At 51.1% G+C, this 17,754-nt stretch carries 14 protein-coding genes; 6 read left to right on the plus strand and 8 right to left on the minus strand.

The genetic code is table 11. From position 1 onward, the window contains the following. Positions 1-84 precede the first annotated feature (84 nt). Together GK091_RS03855 and GK091_RS03860 are read right to left on the minus strand one after the other, a co-directional pair. Positions 85-1,155: a M42 family metallopeptidase gene (locus tag GK091_RS03855; protein WP_164035292.1), complete on the minus strand. Its 1,071-nt coding sequence runs from the start codon at positions 1,153-1,155 to the stop codon at positions 85-87. Between the two features lie 136 nt (positions 1,156-1,291). Continuing rightward, the gene (locus tag GK091_RS03860) at positions 1,292-1,960 is read right to left on the minus strand and encodes a peptidoglycan DD-metalloendopeptidase family protein (RefSeq protein WP_164035293.1); all 669 of its coding nucleotides are present in this window, start codon (positions 1,958-1,960) and stop codon (positions 1,292-1,294) included. 137 nt (positions 1,961-2,097) lie between these two features. Between GK091_RS03860 and GK091_RS03865 the strand changes: the two genes are divergently transcribed. Next, complete coding sequence (locus tag GK091_RS03865) at positions 2,098-3,072, plus strand: Kelch repeat-containing protein (RefSeq protein WP_246202138.1); 975 nt, start codon at positions 2,098-2,100, stop codon at positions 3,070-3,072. Positions 3,073-3,170: 98 nt separating this feature from the next. Then, positions 3,171-4,676: a peptide MFS transporter gene (locus GK091_RS03870; protein ID WP_164035294.1), complete on the plus strand. Its 1,506-nt coding sequence runs from the start codon at positions 3,171-3,173 to the stop codon at positions 4,674-4,676. Position 4,677: 1 nt separating this feature from the next. On the opposite strand, the gene GK091_RS03875 is transcribed toward GK091_RS03870, so the two are convergent. From GK091_RS03875 to GK091_RS03900, 6 genes are all read right to left on the minus strand, one after another. Further along, positions 4,678-5,013 carry a translation initiation factor gene (locus GK091_RS03875; protein ID WP_164035295.1) on the minus strand — a complete coding sequence of 112 codons (336 nt, stop codon included), beginning with the start codon at positions 5,011-5,013 and terminating at the stop codon, positions 4,678-4,680. Between the two features lie 53 nt (positions 5,014-5,066). Beyond that, a complete protein-coding gene (locus GK091_RS03880) occupies positions 5,067-5,303 on the minus strand; it encodes a hypothetical protein (RefSeq protein ID WP_164035296.1) in 237 nt (78 codons plus the stop codon). 11 nt (positions 5,304-5,314) lie between these two features. Then, positions 5,315-6,097 carry a LytR/AlgR family response regulator transcription factor gene (locus GK091_RS03885; RefSeq protein ID WP_164035297.1) on the minus strand — a complete coding sequence of 261 codons (783 nt, stop codon included), beginning with the start codon at positions 6,095-6,097 and terminating at the stop codon, positions 5,315-5,317. A gap of 11 nt (positions 6,098-6,108) precedes the next feature. Then, positions 6,109-7,602, minus strand: a complete 1,494-nt coding sequence (locus GK091_RS03890) for a histidine kinase (protein ID WP_164035298.1) — start codon at positions 7,600-7,602, stop codon at positions 6,109-6,111. Positions 7,603-7,718: 116 nt separating this feature from the next. Next, positions 7,719-8,372, minus strand: coding sequence for a hypothetical protein (locus GK091_RS03895; RefSeq protein WP_164035299.1), 654 nt, complete (start codon positions 8,370-8,372; stop codon positions 7,719-7,721). Between the two features lie 88 nt (positions 8,373-8,460). After that, positions 8,461-10,665 (minus strand): TonB-dependent receptor, encoded by a 2,205-nt coding sequence (locus GK091_RS03900; RefSeq protein ID WP_164035300.1) that lies wholly within the window; start codon positions 10,663-10,665, stop codon positions 8,461-8,463. 183 nt (positions 10,666-10,848) lie between these two features. Here GK091_RS03900 and GK091_RS03905 point away from each other — a divergent pair, with 183 nt between their 5' ends. The 4 genes from GK091_RS03905 to GK091_RS03920 all read left to right on the plus strand — a co-directional run bounded on the left by GK091_RS03905 (position 10,849) and on the right by GK091_RS03920 (position 16,809). Then, a complete protein-coding gene (locus GK091_RS03905) occupies positions 10,849-11,388 on the plus strand; it encodes a GNAT family N-acetyltransferase (protein WP_164035301.1) in 540 nt (179 codons plus the stop codon). Between the two features lie 160 nt (positions 11,389-11,548). After that, positions 11,549-12,271: a (d)CMP kinase gene (gene cmk / locus GK091_RS03910; RefSeq protein WP_164035302.1), complete on the plus strand. Its 723-nt coding sequence runs from the start codon at positions 11,549-11,551 to the stop codon at positions 12,269-12,271. An 85-nt stretch (positions 12,272-12,356) separates the two neighbouring features. After that, entirely contained in the window at positions 12,357-13,412 is a 1,056-nt protein-coding gene (locus GK091_RS03915) for an NAD(P)/FAD-dependent oxidoreductase (RefSeq protein WP_164035303.1), read from the plus strand. 97 nt (positions 13,413-13,509) lie between these two features. Then, complete coding sequence (locus tag GK091_RS03920; RefSeq protein ID WP_164035304.1) at positions 13,510-16,809, plus strand: hypothetical protein; 3,300 nt, start codon at positions 13,510-13,512, stop codon at positions 16,807-16,809. Positions 16,810-17,754: the final 945 nt, after the last annotated feature.

The raw sequence follows: 17,754 nt of genomic DNA on the forward strand, positions 1-17,754 counted from the left end.
AGACGCTGACTTAAAACCGGTCGTTGTGTGTGCCGAGTTCAAGCCAGAGTCTACTAGTCAGCGTGTTTATCGGTTACAACTCAATTACTTAATATACCGAAAATCTTCGTTGCCTTTCAGCGCCAGCAACGTTTCATACATCAGTTTGATAACGTTTTGTACGTCCTCCTTATGAACCGTCTCGACTGTTGTGTGCATGTACTTCAGCGGTAACGAAATCAGCGCGGACGCAATGCCCTCCGTAGCATACGCAAAGGCATCGGTGTCCGTGCCGGTCGAGCGGCTAACCGCCTGCCGCTGGAACGCAATCCCTTGTTGATCAGCAACGCCGATCAGAAAATCGAGCACATTATTCTGTACCGCCGGGCCATAGCAAAGCACCGGTCCATCGCCACATTTAAGATCGCCCTGTTCTTTTTTATCGTACTTCGGCGATTGCGTGTCATGGGTAACGTCTGTGCAGATGGCCAGATCAGGGCGGAGTCGCCGGGCAATCATTTCGGCACCACGAAGCCCGATTTCTTCCTGTACCGCATTGACCACGTAGAGCGTGAAGGGTAGCGTTACGTTGTTTTCTTTCAGGAGCCGGGCCACTTCAGCGATCATAAACCCACCCATGCGGTTATCCAGCGCCCGACCTACGAAAAACCGATCGTTCAACTCCATCAGGCCGTCGGAAAATGTACAGACCGTTCCAACGTGAATCCCCATGTCAGCCACTTCCTGCTTGGTAGCCGCGCCCACGTCAATGAACAGGTCGGTTACTTTGGGTGCAGTGTCTTTAGCCAGGTCGCGGACGTGAATGGCAGGCCAGCCGAATACACCCTCGACGACACCCTTCTTCGTGTGCAGGTTAACCCGCATTGACGGTGCGATCAAGGCATCGGAGCCGCCGTTGCGTCGGACAAACAGATAACCGTCATCAGAAATGTAGTTGACGAACCACGAAATTTCATCGGAATGGGCCTCAATAACTACTTTATAGTCTTTTCCGGGTCCGATAACACCCACAGCCGTACCGTATGTATCCACGATATGTTCGTCGATATACGGCTTGAGATAATCTAGCCATAGCTGCTGCCCTGACGATTCAAAACCAGTTGGCGAGGCATTGTTAAGGTATTGGTACAGAAAACTTTTACTGTGTTCGTTCATTGTGCGCTGAAAATAAACTATTCACGAATGACTAGAGAGTCAAACTCGGAATACGGAATTAATGAAAATCAAATATAGGCGATTGCTTAACGTACCATATGGTCTGGTGTTAAAACAATTGATAAACTAAACCACGTCAGTATAACCCCGAAATGCCCAATAAGTCATTCGGATTCGGGCAAATGGCCAGAAATTGGTCTCGGTCACGCAGTGAACAGACGCCGGGAAAGTCGCCCGTCTTGCCCAACAGGTCGGTCATAAACTGAAAGTGTAGGTGCGGAGGCCAGTCGCCGTTTTCGGGGTAGGGACCAATGGCGCCGATCGGCTCACCTGCCGCGATTTCTTTTCCCACGAACAAGCCTTCCAGCGATGAGCGGGTCAGATGTCCGTATAGCGAATAAAGCGTCCGGAATGTTACGCCGTCAGGCTGGTTCAGGACTACGTTACGATGTTCCAGGATAATGGTCGGGCCGTAATCCCCGAAGTGTGCGTTGTCTTGAAAACTGTGAACGATGCCGGTCAAGGGTGCTGAAACGGGTGTTCCGGCGTCGGTCCAGAAGTCGATGCCGAGGTGGATCTCACGAGGCTCTTCGGTCGTGTTGAAGTGTTCGCTTCGGCGGTAAATAACACGATGTTCGTTATAACCACCGACACCCACAACGGCACCTGCTTCGCGTAATTTCCCGAACACATACTCTGTGAAAGTCGCTGTATTGGTTAAGTCGAGCGTTGCCAGATCGGGATTCGTAGCCGAAAAATCAAGAATCAGGTAAGGGTCTCGTTGGAAATTGACAGGGAGAAGCATGAGCAGGCAGGTGACGTCGCAGAAAAGACTGGCTCAAAAGGTAAGAATTGTTTCATCAAAATTGGTAAGAATCACCGATTATAGACTTTTCGCTTTTATAAAATCGTTTTAGTGTATTAACCGCACTATCAAAGCGTATGAATCATATACATGCATCGTGGGCTTTACTGATCTGCCTGAGTCTTTCACTGGCTGGTTGTTCGATGAATGACTCGGAGGTATCACCCGGCAACTGGCGAACCAAGTCTGCGTTTGGAGGCACAGCCCGGAATGCGGCTGTTACGTTCACAATCAAAGACAAGGCCTATGTTGGAACGGGATCGAATGAGGATAAAGATGGGCTTTCTGATTTCTGGCAGTATGATCCGGCCGAAAACAAATGGACCCAGGTCGCCAACTTTCCAGGTAAAGCCCGCAGCGAAGCCGTTGGCTTTTCGATTGATTCCCTAGGGTACGTCGGTACTGGCCTGGACAGAACGACCGGCGATTTGTTCAACGATTTTTACCGGTATGACCCAGCGACCAATAAATGGACACAAATCGCCAATTTTGGTGGGTCTGCCAGACGGTCGGCCATTGCGTTCACCGTAGCTGGAACTGGTTTTGTGGCGACTGGTTCGGATAGCCCCGAACTGCGTGACCTGTGGGCGTACGATCCGGCGAAAGATGCATGGACGCGTAAGGCTGACTTTGGTGGCAGGGCGCGGATCGGGGCGGCTGCGTTCGTGATCAACAACGTGGCGTATGTGGGCACCGGAAGCACAAACAACGTGAATCAGAACGATTTCTGGGCGTACGATCCAGCGAAGGACACCTGGCGGGAGCGTAAAAACTTCACGGGAACATCACTCGCACGTTCCTACGGCGTAGGCTTTTCAATTAATAACATTGGCTACTTCGTAACGGGTTCCTGCACGCAGCGTTCCGGAGACTACGATGTCTGGGGGTATAACCCGATTACCGATTCATGGACTATGCAATCGTCTTTCGAGGGAACAGCCCGAACAAGAGCGATTGGGTTTTCTACCGGCACAAAAGGATACGTGTCAACGGGGGCAACGGGTCAGGCACGCTTCAATGATTTGTGGGAGTTCATGCCAGACGGTAACTGAGCAGTTTTGTTGGTCTCGGATGCCGAAGGTATATTTACGACCATTTTTCTGTTCTTACAGACATATTCTTCGGCAAACTGACCAATTAACCTAACTGCATGGAATCTACTATTGAGAAGCCTATCAACCAGGCCACGCTTTTTGGCCACCCGATGGGCCTTTTCGTTTTGTTCTTTACCGAGATGTGGGAGCGCTTCAGCTACTACGGTATGCGGGCGATCCTGTTGCTGTTTCTGATCGACAACGTTCGGGGCGGCATGGGCATGAACGAAGCCGATGGGGCCGCTATCTACGGAATTTATACGGCCTCGGTGTACCTGCTTTCGCTGCCCGGTGGTTGGATTGCCGACAACCTGCTCGGGCAGCGCAAATCTATTTTTTATGGCGGTATCGTAATCATGCTCGGCCATATTATTCTGGCCTTTCCGGCGGGTCCGGGACTTTTTTATGCGGGCCTGTGTACGGTAGCGATCGGGACCGGGCTATTGAAACCGAATATCAGTAGTGTTGTTGGCGAGCTGTATCCGGAAGGGGGCGCTCGGAAAGATGCCGCTTTTTCAATCTTCTACATGGGCATCAATACCGGCTCACTGCTTGGCATTTCGGTCGTTGGTTATCTGGGACAGAAAGTTGGCTGGCACTACGGATTTGGCGCGGCTGCCGTAGCGATGTTGCTCGGCATTATCACCTTTCAGGTATTTGCTCCGCGTTACCTGGGCGATCGGGGTAATTTCGTAGCGCCCCCGGTAGCTAACGCTGGTGAACCGTCGAGCGGGAATCGTTCATTACTCTTATTTCTGGCCGTAGTCGCTGCGGTGCTGGCAGCGTTTCAGCTGACGGGTGTACTGGATATGACCACTGCTCAGGGTCTTGCCAAGGCAATGGGAACGATTATTTCACTGATTGCTGTAGGCTACTTTCTGTATATTCTGATTGCGGGGGGACTGGACAGCGTAGAGAAGAAGCGGGTGGCCGTTCTCTTTGTCTTTTTTCTCGCTGGAGCCGCTTACTGGGCTGGTAATGAACAGCAGGGATCATCGCTCCAGATTTTCGCCGACCGCTATACGGACCTCAATTTATTCGGATGGGAGATGCCGTCGAGCTGGTTCCAGAACCTGAACCCGGCCTTTATTCTTCTTTTTTCGCCAGTTCTGGCGGGCCTGTGGGTTTTTCTGGCAAATCGAAAAATCGATTACTCCGTACCGGCGAAAATGGCAACCAGCCTGATTCTGCTTGGTATTGCCTACATTATCATGGTCGTTGCGGCTAAGCTGGTACTCACCGGCGAACGAACCTCTCCTTTGTACCTGTCGTTTACGTACTTCTTTTTTACGCTGGCGGAGTTATTTCTGAGCCCGGTCGGTCTCAGCTCGTTCTCTAAACTCGCCCCCAAACGTTACACGAGTCAGCTGATGGGTCTTTGGTTCGTCGGTTCGTCGCTGGGTAATCTGATCGCCGGATTATTTGCGGGTGGCTTCGACGAAAAAAACGTTGCGCAGATGCCCGACCTGTTTCTGAGCGTTGTGTATTTTAGCCTGGGTTTTGGCTTCCTGTTGCTGCTTTTTGTAAAACCACTGAAAAAATGGATGGGCGGAATTCAGTAGACTATCCGCCTGCTTTTTTCGCCTTATACCCTTTGCCGGTGAGCCACGCCAGCACTTTATCGCGGTGGTCGCCCTGAATCAGAATTTCGTCGTCTTTTGCTGAGCCGCCTGCCCCGCAGGCGGCTTTTAGCTGCTTGCCGAGGTCAGCCAGATCGGCGTCTGTACCGATGAAGCCACGTACCGTTGTTACAACTTTACTACCCCCCAGTTTCACCAGCCAGATTTTGAGTGACTGCTGGGCAGGGGACAAGGTTTCGGCTGTGGGTTCGTCGCCGGACTGGTATTGAAAATCCGGATCAGTTGAATACACGACGCCGGTTCGATTTTTCTTGCTCATGACTAAGCCGTTTTTTTCGCAAAAGTACAGTTTTTGAGTTATTCAGGCGGTAGTCACGACACAGTGCGCCACTTAGCCGTGCGCCACTTTGCCGTGCGCCACCATTTTCGGAAATAGTGGCCTAACCAAAGCCAGAACCCAGACAGGACAACAGCTGGAAGAATGACAAATTTCACCGCGAAAGCTGGTTCCGGTAGGGCTGCAACTGGCCCGTAGATGTAGCCGAGAATGGGAACGCTGGCCAGAATATGAAACCAGCGGATGAGTTTACGTTCGGTAGCCGCTTTCATGCACGTGTTGATCAAAGTTCCAGTAGCTGCCGAACCGTGTCGCCGTAGGTACTGCCGGTGGTCAGTTTCGTGTGTTTTTTGTCGCTCATGGCCAGCAGAAATTTGCCGTCGAAATGCTTGTGAATTTCCGTGATCTTATGTCGGTTAACCATAACCGACCGGCTGACGCGAACGAAGGTATCCGGTAGTTTTTCGTCGAGTGTGGTCAGCGTGTAGGTCGTCAGGAATTTTTGTCCGTCCATCGTGGACAGAAATACGTATTTATCTTCGGCCTCGAAATAAGCAACGTCGGAGAGGGGCACCAACCGGATCTTTTCGCCTGTTTTGACGGAAATCGAATAGATTTCCTTCTTCGGTTGCATTTGCGACAGAAGCCGCATCAGATTCTCTGACATTGGGTTCGTCTCTGATTGGGATGAATCGCTTCGTTCGACTAACGATCTGATTTTCTGAGTAGTACGAGCTAGCCGATCTGCTTCGATGGGCTTGAGCAGATAATCGACGGAATTTTCTTCGAAGGCTCGAATAGCGTACTGATCGAAGGCGGTAGCAAACACGACCAGTGGCATCGTCGTCAGGCGAGAAAGCATTTCGAAACCGTTCAGCAGGGGCATTTCAATGTCCAGGAAAATGACATCGGGCCGTTCGGCTTCGATAAGCGTTAGCCCTTCAGCGCCATTGGGTGCGTCGCCAATTACGTCAAACGTATCGCTGTATTTGACTAGCAAACGACGTAAACGACTGATGGCCAGCGGTTCGTCGTCAATAAGTATAGTTTTGAGCGGAAATGTCATGTTTAGGGAAATTAGGCGTCTGTGTTGGGAATTATGAGCGAATGATCACTTCGAACCTTACTCATGAGAATAGAGAGGAGCACCTGCTTGAGCGGCCAGTTCTGGAGTTCAACGCGGGCGTCGTCGCCGTAGAGTAGCTTGAGTTTATCCTGAATGCTCCGCAGTCCGTAGCCGCCCCCCATGTCGTCGGCAAAAGCGGGGCCATTGTCGTGGACACACAGGTGCAGTTCGACCGGTCCGGCGTCCCGGTTTTTCTCGTAAATACGCACATCGATACGTCCTGCATCGGCGCGTTTGGCAATACCATGTTTGATCGCATTTTCGACAATGGGTTGCAGCAGGAACTGGGGCAGTTTTAACTCATTCAGAGCGGGATCGGACACCTCGACGCTGAACGAAAGCCTGTTGCCGAAGCGTACCTGTTCCACCTGCAGATAGGTGCGAACCATCTCCAGTTCGTCGGCCAGCGTGGCAAATAATTCGCCATTGCGGCTGGTCGAGTACCGGAACAGTTTCGATAGCAGCAACGTCATTTCCTCCGCTTTATCGGGATTATCGTGAACCAGACTGGCAATGCTGTTGAGGGCGTTGTACAAAAAATGCGGGTTGATCTTTGCCTGCAAGGCATCCAGTTCGGCCCGCGTTTTTAGTTTTTCCAGATTAAGCAGCTGAAATTCCTGGTCTGAGAGTTTGCGGGTTAGCTGCCGCCCCTGCTGAAGCACGTACAGAAAGAAATTGGCGACCAGTAGATCACCCATCCCGTAAAAATACCAGTCAGCTGTTTTTTCATAACCACCCGGTCGTCTGGCCAGTGCTTCGATGTACGGTTTTCCCAACGTTACGTACAGACCGGAGTTGACCAGAAAAAAACTGAATATAACGGCGACGCAGACGATTAGATGGCGCACCCATACCGCCGAAAACTGTCGGGTGAGCCAGCCCGACAGCGCCCATGTCAACAGAAAGACAATGGCCCCGTCGGTCATGTTCTGCACGATCAGAAAGCGGTATAGGCCCGCTGTCAAGGTATCGTTGCTGGTCCAGATTAAATTGGTAAAGTAAATAATGGCGTTACACCCGTAGACCAGTAACGCCCCCAGCAAGGCACCGATGAACGTTCCCCAGCCGGGTTTTTGCAGAACTGTTGTCAGCGTGATACGTTCTGCTTTCGTCTTTTTGGGTACGTATTTGCTGCGCCCCGCGAAGTTGAACGTCGCGCCCTCCACGTTTGCACCGGAGAGATTGACATTCTGCAGACCACAGAAATTGAAGTTCGCTTCGTACAGATCGGCATCGGTAAAGTCGGCCCCGCTGAGTTCCGAAAAACTTAGATTGGCCTGTCGCAAAACAGCGCCCCGAAAGTTGGCTCCGCTGAGGTTGGAGAAGCGAAGATCGGCCTGCGTCAGGTCAATACCGCTGAAGTCGAAACCGGCCAGATCAGACGCCCGCATGTTGAGTCGCCTGCCGTTTTTGCCAATCGTGCCGATAAGTTGCTCGCGTGTCATTGGTTGCTTGGGTGTTTATTCGGTTCGGGATTGGTGGGCAACATTTTCGGCTCCGTTGGCAGGGGCCAGTTGCTTGACTACAGAAAACCATAATTCAGCGACTGGCCCGGTTGACCTTATTTGGGGCATTTGACCAGTAACGGCTCAATTTGCTTCTGACCCCACATGGGCGACAAATCGCTGGCAGGTTTAAAACTAGCAAATTTTTCGGTGGCCTGCTTCAATACCGGGCAGCCTGCATCAGCACCGCCCCCAAATTGCTCGGGTGTGTACATCAGCGAAGACCCTTCGAGGACATAAATACGCGGGTTGTCGGCGTTCAGGCTTTTCGCTTTGGCCAGACCCCCCTGAAACAACGGGCCGTATTGCTGCCAGCGGTTCATCGGGTCAACGACCATTCGGGCCTGGGCAACGTACGCTTTTAAAACGGCTAGTTCGTCGTTATCGGGCGCGATGGCTTCGGCTGCTTTCAGGTTTACATCGGCCTGATCGAGGTACTTGTCTTTCGCTGCTTCGTCTTTGCCTGTAAAGCCTAACAAAATGTAGTTCAGTGCTGCGTAATAGCGTGGTAGCCATTCCTTCTGTTCAACGCCGGCAATGCGCTCGAACTGATTGGCCGTTGCTACCAGATCAGCGGTGGATGTCTTGTCGGTATGGCCTTTCATGGTGCCAATGGCTTCATTCATGGCTTTTTTATACGGCTCCGATTGGGCCCAGACAGGACTGTTGGCAGCCAGAGCCGCGACGATAAAAATGATGATCGTTTTCATAGGAATGATTTAAGTGGGATGAAACAGGCTCCGGCTGTTTCGATGAGCTATCATGTAGTAGGAGCAGCCGGGGCCTGCTCGCTCATTGTTACAATTCGTTGATATTTACCTTTGCCTTTTTCGAGAGCATGATCATGCCACCGATGAAGAAACTGCGGTACGATTGCGGCCCAACGGCATACCGTGTCTGCTCCGGGTTGCCATCGCGGCTGGGCGTGTAGCGATACGTGTAGACATTGTGCGTATTGAGAATATTATCGACCGAAGCGTAGAGTATGACGAAATTCTTCCTGATGCTCATGACGTGACTGGCACTGAGGCTGAGGTTATTGACAACCGGTGTCCGGTCGGTGAGGAATGTCTCGCTCAATTCGCCCGTCCGATTGGGATTGTAATAGGGGCGACCGCTGCTGATCGTATGCGTAAGCGATATGTTCGTGCTGATTTTCTCGAAATACCGCTTCAGGATCAGGCTTACATTGTGATTCGAAATAAACGTCGGTGTAGCCTCTATGGGGAATTGCTGGAACAGCCGTTTCGTGTCTACGTAGCTGTAGGTAACCCAATAGTCGAGTCCCTTGACCGTTTTTTGATCGCGCCAGAAGACATCGAATCCTTTCGCGTAACCGTTCCCGCCGTTGTTGGTCGCACCAACGGGAAAACGGTAAGGGTTTGCGTCATATTGGACCGGCATTCCGGGCTGCCCCGTAAACTCGCGGACGAGCTGCGCGTAGTTTTTGTAGAAGGTTTCGATTCGGAAGGTTCGCTTGTTTTTGATGAGCTGGTAGTTCAGAATCAGGTGGTCGGCCCGCTCGAAATCCAGCGATCGGTTGCGGAAGAGGTAACGGTAATCGGGTGTCTGGTAAAACTGCCCATAAGCCAGCGACACCTGACTGAACGTGCCCGTTTTGTAGGCCAGCGAAACCCGGGGAGCCACATTGAACCGGTTGATCACGGATGAATACTCACCCCGGATACCTGACTGAACAGCCAGATTTCGGCCCAGGTAGGTCTGCGATTCCAGAAACAACGCGCTGTAGTTGTCATGCAGGGCATAATTAGTGCCGGAAACCGTATTCCTGATCGTGATGGCATGTGCTTCTGCGCCCACCAACAACGAATTGGCACCAAAGAGCCGGGTCAGAACCAGACGACCCTGTGCCCGTTCGCTCGACCGGCCAAAATCCTGCGTGTCGAACGTAGTCGCATCGGTATCGTAGCTGTAGGACAGACCGGAATGGAGCAGCCAGCGGCCATCAGCCCAGCTATCGGTATACGTACTGGTTGTGAAAAAATTGCGGTTGCGTTGCTGAAAGGCCGTTTTGCCTGCATCGTTCGATGGGTCGAGGAAATTCATGCCGAGCTTGCTGTCCGAATACATACCATATAGTTTGAGCAGGCCGTTTTTCGTTGGTTTTAGGCGATAGGTCAGCGAAGAACCGGCAAACTCGGGAACGTGCGTCCAGTCGATGTTTTGCCGAACCAGGGCGAAAAGCGGCTTGAGATTGCCGTAATAACCCGTTGCTGAGATGGACGATTTCTCCGTGGCATGGTCGTAGCTGACCCCCGCATTCGCCAGATTCAGGCTCACACTAACGCCTTCGTTTTGCGTTTTGTCCGTTGTATTCAGCAACAGAACCGACGAAAGTGCCTGTCCATACTGCGCCGAGTAACCACCCGTACTGAACGACGTTCCTTTGAACATGAACGGTTGAAAGCGACCGCGCGATTGTACATCGGGCATTGAGCTGAAGTAGGGGTTCTGCACGATCATCCCGTCGATCACTACTTTGGCTTCTTCGCCAGAACCACCCCGCACAAACAACCCCGTCTGTTCACCAACCCGCTGTGTGCCGGGCAGTAAATTCATGGCTGCCGTAATGTCGGCGTTGGCCCCGGCGGTTGTAACGATATCCATTGGTTTGAGCATGGTCATCCGCCGTTCGTCGGACGCTTCGAATGATCCGGCGGTAATAACGACTGTATTCAGTTCATTGGCCGCTTCGGTGAGCCGGATCGTCAGGGGAGCTGTGATTCCGAGCCTAATTTTTTTGCTGAACGGCTCGTAACCGATGTACGAAACCAGCAGCGTGGCCGTATCTTTTCGGGTGGTGGGAAACCGAAAATTGCCCGTGCTGTCGGTGTTCGCACCGTCATACGTTCCGCGTAGAAATACGTTCGCGCCGGGCAGGGCGTGTCCTTTCTGGTCTGTTACACGTCCGGTAAGTATGGTTTGTGCGGGGGCTATGCGTGTGCACAGCAGTAGCATGAAGAGGACGTAATTTATTCCCATGGTGGTCTGGTTACTGATTCGATGGATCAAAACTAGCCCGCCCGGCTGCCTCCACTCGTTAGTTTCCGACGAACGCAGGAATGTATGGTGTGAAATCCCGTTAGATAAGGATAAATTTGGGTTAACATTTGCCGAAATACAGAGTTACTGTCGTATAAATACCCTCGACCATTGACCACTACCTTGACCACGTTTCAACTTTCACTTGGTCGACTTCGCCCGTGGCGCGAGGGCGATGAAGATGCGTTATCCCGTCACGCCAGTAATCGTCGTATCTGGAACAATGTGCGCGATTTCTTTCCTTATCCATACACCCCGCGCGATGCTCATTCGTGGGTGCGATCCAATAAATCGTACCAGCAACCCAACAATCTGGCCGTTGAGATCGATGGTCAGGCCGTAGGAAATATCGGGTTCACGATAAAAGATGATATCTACCGCTATAATGCCGAGATTGGGTATTGGCTCAGCGAAGACTACTGGGGCCAGGGTGTTATGAGTGAAGCGGTTCCGATCATGACCGACTATATTTTCAAAAACTTTCAGGTCAACCGGATCTTTGCCTGCGTACTGGATGGTAACCTAGGGTCGATGCGCGTGCTGGAAATAGCCGGTTACCGGCACGAAGCCATACATCGTAAAGCAGCGGTAAAGAACAACCAATACCTGGACGAGCACATTTTTTCCATGCTCCGCTCCGAATTCAGAGTGCAGAATCAATGAGTCACGCGGAGCTTATTCGCCATTACTTGAAACCGCCTTACTGTCTGTTCCACAGCGTGATAAGTGAAGAAGAGAGGCCAAAGACTGTCCAGCAGGTTGGTTATGCTTCTTAATTGTGGTTATTTTGCTGAAATAGTACCGCTTCGGCGGTTCAGGATTCATGCCGAAGATAGTAATTGCCATAGACGGATATTCCAGTTGCGGAAAAAGTACGACCGCCAAGGCTGTAGCGGCCAAAATGAACTACGGCTACATCGATACCGGAGCTATGTATCGGGCGGTGACGCTGTTCTTTCTAAAAGAGCGGGTGTCGTTCACCAACCAGAAAGAGATTGAAGCGGCTCTGGATCGAATCCATATCACATTCAATTTCAACGCGCGCATTGGCCGGAACGAGACCTGTCTGAACAGCCTGAATGTGGAGGAAGAAATTCGTACGATGTACGTTTCCAATCAGGTTAGCGAGGTCAGTGCCATTCCCGAAGTTCGCTGGGCCATGGTCGCGCAACAGCAGAAAATGGGTCGTCGGCGGGGGCTCGTTATGGATGGTCGGGACATTGGCACCAAGGTCTTTCCGGATGCGGAAGTGAAAGTCTTCATGACCGCCGATACGTACATTCGGGCTAAACGGCGTCAGCAGGAACTACTGGCCAAGGGTGAACTGATTAACCTGGAGGATATCATCAAAAACATCGAGAAACGGGATCTGATCGACACAACCCGTTCGGAGAGTCCGCTCGTTCAGGCACCGGATGCTATTCTGCTGGATACGTCGCACATGACCATTGAAGAGCAGGTAGACTGGGTCATCGAACTCGCTGACCGAAAGCTGGCCGAGATTCACCGGATAAAGAACAAGAAAGCGATTGGCGGTTTACAATAGTCGATACCGAGTCGATTACCGGATTGGAACCAGTCAGCTTTCTGAACTAGCCAGCGGGTAACTGCCTTAACCACAACCAATAAGAATGACTGCCGATTTTTTGATAGTAGGGCAGGGTGTTGCCGGATCGGTGCTGGCCTGGACACTCGACCAGCGTGGTTGTTCGGTGATACTGGCGGATGATCCGGCCCTGCCCTCGGCATCGGGCGTTGCTGCCGGTATCGTCAATCCCCTAACGGGCCGAAAACTGGTCCGCACCTGGAAGGCTGATGAGCTGTTCCCATTCCTGCATCAGTTCTATTCGACTATTGAACAGGTGCTTGGTGTTACGTTCTTCCATCCTAAAAATATCTATCGCCCCTTTCGTTCCCTTGCCGAACAACAGACGTATCTCGATATTATTGCCGATCCTGATCTGCACCAGTACGTGTCGAACGCGGTTGATAACCAGTCGTATAGTGCGTGCATAAATAACCCGTTCGGTGGGCTGGAAGTAACACAATCTGGCTGGGTCGATCTGACGGAACTGACCCGGATTATTAAGGGCTACTTTATTCGGAAGAATCAATATTTCGAAGGCAACGTATCGGCTGCCGATCTGGCAATCAAGGATGACGGTGCCGATTGGAAAGGGATAAAAATCAATAAAGTTATATTTTGCGATGGGGTACAGGCTCGCGAAAACGCGCTGTTCGGCTGGCTCCCCTACAATCCCGTAAAAGGCCAGATCCTGACTGTGGCTGTCGAAAAGTACCCGATCAACGCCATTGTTAATCAAGGTGTGTTTATTTTGCCGATCCGGAATGGACTGCTTCGGATCGGCGCTACTTACTCGTGGCACGATCTGGATTGGGAGACAACCGAGGATGGGCGAGCGTTTCTGGAGTCAAAAGTAAGTTCGGTCTTAAAAATTCCTTACCAGATCGTGGCTCAACAGGCGGGTATTCGCCCGTCAACCAAAGATCGTCGTCCATTGGTTGGTATGCACCCTACGCAGCCTGCTATTGGTATTTTCGGGGGAATGGGCACGAAGGGCGTGTCGCTGGCACCCTATCTGGCTGAGCAATTTGCGCGGTATTTACTGGACGGCGAAGAATTAGAGTCGGAAGCGAATATTAGCCGTTATGTTTCGTTATTATAGCGTTAATCTGGACGTCGGGGTTTAGCTATTGGATTTTGGCTTTTTGGGGCTATTTTCCGGTATCTTTTTTCGGGCGTCTACCGTCGTTTTGATTAGTATGCGAAATCAATACCTTCTGCTGATAGGGTTGTGGCTAGGAGTCGTTAGTGCAGCCACGGCGCAAAACTACCCGGCGCTTGAGCGTTTTGGCAAAAACCGGATTCAATACCGGAGTTTTGACTGGAAGATCATCCGGACGTCCAACTTCGAAATCTATTATTACCAGGACGGCAGCCAGATTGCCAATCTGACCGCGCAGTATGCCGAATCGGAGTTTGACCGGATCACGGAACTGCTCGGCTATACACCCTACAATCGGGTCAAGATATTCTTATTCAATTCGCCATCCGAACTCGCTCAGAGCAATATTGGCCTTAATACGCAGGGGGGGCTCAACCGACGTGAACTCGATCTGTCGAAGTCGCGCGTAGAGCTGGCCTTTACGGGTGATCAGATCAGTTTTCGGCGTCAGATCGTTCATGATATTTCCATGCTGTTCGTCTACGATATGCTGTATGGGGGTAGCCTGAAAGACGCGCTCCAGAGTTCCCTGTTGCTGACGCTGCCCGATTGGTTCATGCCCGGTATTGCGTCCTACATTGCCGATGGCTATAGTCTGGATCTCGACGATTACATGCGTGATGTGTCGATAACGAAGTCGGTAAAAAAGCCATCGTTGTTGTCGGGTATAGAAGCGGAACGGATCGGGCATTCGATCTGGAACTACATCGTTCAGAAATACGGTCGCGATAACGTGTCCAACATTCTGAACCTGACGCGCATTATCCGAAATGAGCAGAACAGCATTTCGAGTACGCTCGGTGTTCCGTATAGCCGGTTCCTGCGCGATTGGCGCGATTATTATACGGGAATGGCTAACGCAGTCACGCAGTCATACCGGTCTGGCTCCGATGATTTTCAGATCAAGCTCAACGCATCGGACGAAGAGATGACCCTCAATAGTCTGAAGTTGAGTCCTGATAAGCAGTATTTCGCTTATGCGACGTACTTTGATGGCAAGTACAAAGTAGAAGTTGTCAATACCACCAACCGCAAAAAGACGACCGTCTTGCAGGGTGGCTACCGGCTCGATGGGCAGGCTGCCCGGACACATACGCCTTTGGTGGCCTGGCAACGTGATAACAACCTGATCGTTATTACGGATGAACTGGGCAAAACGAACCTGTATCGGTTCGGCGATTTCGAAAAACGTCCCAAGCGGGAGTTCAGACGGCAGATTACGGGGTTGACGCAGGTCGTTTCGGTCGACGCATCTGACGATGGAGGGAGCTTGATTCTGAGCGCCGACCGTCACGGACAGAACGATCTGTTTATCTACAGCATCAATCGGGGTTCGTATCAGCAGATCACCAATGATCTGTACGATGATTTGTATCCGCAGTTTGTCGGAAGAACCGCTCGTCAGGTCGTTTTTAGCTCGAACCGGAAATTGGACACCCTCGGCGTTGACAAAGGGTCGTATAGAACTATTACCGACCGACTGAGTCTGTTCTCGCATGAGGGCGGTGCCCGTGATTTCTCACTCACCCGACTAACGGATTCACTCTCACATGCCACGCAGCCAATTCCAGCCAGCGAAACGGTTCTTTATTTCCTCAATGATGTAAGCGGGATTCGTAACCTGTATCGACTCGATACAGAGTCTGGCAGCGTAGGGCAACTGACGGCTTTCCCCGAGAGCATTCAGCTTTATGATCTGAACCCAGCAAACGGTGGATTCGTGTACAGCAGCCTCAAAAATGGCGAGGTGTACATTGGGTTTCGTTCGCAACTGAATCTGACACAAACGGTTCAGGCTCCGCTTACGCAGCGTAGTATAAATGCGGGCGTTGGTAATCCTGCCCGTTCGAGCGCAGGGCGCTCCGGAGCGGTAAAGCCAGACACAAGTGGGCAGGCTGGTCGTACGAGTGCAACTCCATCGGATACGTCAATCGTAAAACGAGATCAGGCAAAGGCCGCACAACTTGGCGTTGGCGCCAGACTGAAACTGGAGCCGGGTGAAGTGGACACCGATAATTATCAATTTGATCCCGACGTACTAAAGGCTACGGAATACCGGCAGCGTCGTTCGATCGGGGGCGTAACACCGAGCCTCACGACAACACTACCCCGCAACCGTCGCCGGGAAAACATTACGATCCGGGGGCCGTTCAATTACAAAGGCGTCTTTACGGTCAATGACGCGAATTCCAACTGGCGGATCGATCCTATTTCGGCCAAAGGCTTTGGCTATTCGCAGGACGTGACGCTTACCGATCTGCTGGAAAACCACGTTCTCCGGGCTGGTCTGTTTATCACGACAACTCTGCGCAACAGTGATCTTTTTGCTGAATACACGAACCTGAAACACCTGATCGATTTTGGAGCGCGTGTTGATCGGAGTACGTTGTTCGTTGATAATGCCGGGTTGAGCCAGAAGTATCGGTACAATCGAGTATCGCTATCGGCTTCTTACCCACTATCGGTAACGACCCGATTCACGGTTTCGCCCTTCTACGCCCTGACTCGGCTCATCGATATTTCTTCATTCAGCGAGCCCGATCGCGTGTCCGATTATGCAGGTTTGCGGGGCGAAGTTGTGTTCGACAACACCAAGGTCAACGGAATGAACATGGCCATCGGGACCAAGATGAAACTCAAGTATGAAGAATATGCAGGACTGCGTTCTTCGTCGGAGAGTTTCAGACGGTTATCGCTCGATTTGCGCCATTATCAGAAAATTCACCGGGATCTTGTCCTGGCGTTGCGGTTCTCACTGAGTCAGTCCGGCGGACCTGCGCCTAAGCAAAGTACGCTGGGTGGTATGGATAACTGGATTGGTACGAACTCAGCCATTAAAGAGCCCATTGCGGCCAATCCGCTGCTGGTCCCGAACACGATTCCGGCTGAAATTCCGTACGACTACCGGAATGTGTTCTTCCTGGATTTTGCCGCACCACTGCGTGGATTCCGGCAGGGTAAGTTAACGGGTACGAGTCATATGCTGTTCAATGCAGAGCTTCGGTTGCCCCTCATCCGCTATTTATACCGCGGCAATATCACGTCTAACTTTCTACGTAATCTCCAGCTAGTTGCCTTTACGGACATCGGCACTGCCTGGGCCGGAAAAGGACCATTTAGCCAGCAAAATAGTTTGAACACCGAAATTGTTGGTGGTGGAAACATTCCGTTCAGAGCTACCGTCACTAATTTCAAGAACCCATTCCTGATAGGCTACGGGGCCGGAGCCCGGACGATGTTGTTTGGCTATTTTGTTAAATTCGATTACGGCTGGGGACTTGAAAACAAGGTGGTGAGCAAACCAATCGCTTATCTTACATTAGGTTACGATTTCTAATGTCCTTGACGTCTCTACGCACAAAAACCACCTATCGCGGTGGTTTTTGTGCGTAGAGACGTTACAACCAGCCCATATTGGTTGTAAAAAAATTCTTATGTATGTTTGTCTTAAGAAACAATCATATATAGTGCTCCTTCACGATAGCGCTGTTTTACGGTTGCTATTCGGCGTATTCTCCCTCTTCTTGTCTGCTAAGGAATCACCTCTTCTCGGAGGTGTGTTGCTGTTTGTGGGTAGTCAACTTTCGTAGAATAGCTTTCTTAATCCTGTTGGTCTGATGATTGGCATAGTTTTCGCTATTCTGAACAGCCATCTGCCGTGAAGCTATTCGTGAAAACGTCAATGAGTTGCAACGCAAATGGCTAACAAATGAACCATCCTGACAAATTAACCTACTTACACCAATAAGGTTTTCCCATATGTAGCTGAATTTAATCAGATAAACGGGATGATTGGCATAGTTTTCGTTTGATAACTGCGGGTAGAAGGTGCCCCTGTCAGCGATGAATTGAAGCGTGACCTATCACTGGTTTGTGGGTCTGAATAAGTGCTAACCAGGGAGTTTTTTTTGCCATATAGTGCCCCAGACAAGGTTGCAGATGAAAGTAACTTATACGCTACGCAAAATTTGTTCATCGACCTTAGTTCACCCGTTTCCCAAACTGGTGGGGAGTTGCTTTGTGAGCACTAAAAGCCAACTCGCTCAGGTAATAAACCCGCTGATCACTCACAAGTTGGTGGGTGTATCGAATCAATCTGATCGCGAAGTCAAGTTGCTTGCAGCAACAAGTAATGCTGGTAAAGTGGCTGATTATGAACTCCCCAAACTAAAAATCTTCGGGTTCTCCGGACTACAGATCCGCTGCCGAAGTGTCTGCACCAAGAATTTACGCTTTTCGTACAACGTCCAATGAATGAAAGAACTTTACTCAATCAATCATA

The sequence above is a fragment of the Spirosoma agri genome (assembly GCF_010747415.1).
Classification (GTDB): Bacteria; Bacteroidota; Bacteroidia; order Cytophagales; family Spirosomataceae; genus Spirosoma; species Spirosoma agri.

Coding starts and splice junctions, on each gene's coding strand:
- GK091_RS03855 (WP_164035292.1), bottom strand. CDS start 1,155: ATGAACGAACACAGTAAAAGTTTTCTGTACCAATACCTTAACAATGCC.
- GK091_RS03860 (WP_164035293.1), bottom strand. CDS start 1,960: ATGCTTCTCCCTGTCAATTTCCAACGAGACCCTTACCTGATTCTTGAT.
- GK091_RS03865 (WP_246202138.1), top strand. CDS start 2,098: ATGAATCATATACATGCATCGTGGGCTTTACTGATCTGCCTGAGTCTT.
- GK091_RS03870 (WP_164035294.1), top strand. CDS start 3,171: ATGGAATCTACTATTGAGAAGCCTATCAACCAGGCCACGCTTTTTGGC.
- GK091_RS03875 (WP_164035295.1), bottom strand. CDS start 5,013: ATGAGCAAGAAAAATCGAACCGGCGTCGTGTATTCAACTGATCCGGAT.
- GK091_RS03880 (WP_164035296.1), bottom strand. CDS start 5,303: ATGAAAGCGGCTACCGAACGTAAACTCATCCGCTGGTTTCATATTCTG.
- GK091_RS03885 (WP_164035297.1), bottom strand. CDS start 6,097: ATGACATTTCCGCTCAAAACTATACTTATTGACGACGAACCGCTGGCC.
- GK091_RS03890 (WP_164035298.1), bottom strand. CDS start 7,602: ATGACACGCGAGCAACTTATCGGCACGATTGGCAAAAACGGCAGGCGA.
- GK091_RS03895 (WP_164035299.1), bottom strand. CDS start 8,372: ATGAAAACGATCATCATTTTTATCGTCGCGGCTCTGGCTGCCAACAGT.
- GK091_RS03900 (WP_164035300.1), bottom strand. CDS start 10,665: ATGGGAATAAATTACGTCCTCTTCATGCTACTGCTGTGCACACGCATA.
- cmk (WP_164035302.1), top strand. CDS start 11,549: ATGCCGAAGATAGTAATTGCCATAGACGGATATTCCAGTTGCGGAAAA.
- GK091_RS03915 (WP_164035303.1), top strand. CDS start 12,357: ATGACTGCCGATTTTTTGATAGTAGGGCAGGGTGTTGCCGGATCGGTG.
- GK091_RS03920 (WP_164035304.1), top strand. CDS start 13,510: ATGCGAAATCAATACCTTCTGCTGATAGGGTTGTGGCTAGGAGTCGTT.